The organism is Pseudoalteromonas sp. S1610, assembly GCF_005887465.1.
GTDB classification, from domain to species: domain Bacteria; phylum Pseudomonadota; class Gammaproteobacteria; order Enterobacterales; family Alteromonadaceae; genus Pseudoalteromonas; species Pseudoalteromonas undina.
Genome location: NZ_PNDI01000109.1, coordinates 1 through 252 on the forward strand (window position 1 = coordinate 1; position 252 = coordinate 252).

Annotated in this window: 1 protein-coding gene; it reads right to left on the reverse strand. The window is 39.7% G+C overall.

Annotated elements, in window-relative coordinates; translation table 11 throughout:
• Positions 1–252 (reverse strand): tetratricopeptide repeat protein (locus tag CWB77_RS18005; RefSeq protein WP_349654445.1); only part of this gene is annotated, 252 nt, incomplete at both ends.

The window sequence follows — 252 nt, forward strand, 5'->3', positions numbered from 1 at the left end:
CACTTGAATTTGAACCTCTTCATTCGCTGAGCTTTTGAACTGCTCAATCAAGGTTGCGTAGCTTCTGAGCTCATTATCAAGTTTGCCTTGCTGACCATAAGTAATGCCTTGGTTAATCATTGCCTTAGCCACTTGAATTTGAATCTCTTCATTCGATGAGTCTTTGAACTGATCAATCAAAGATTCATAGCTGATTAGCTCGTCATCAGGTTTGCCTTGATGACCATAAGAAATGCCTTGGTTAATCATTGC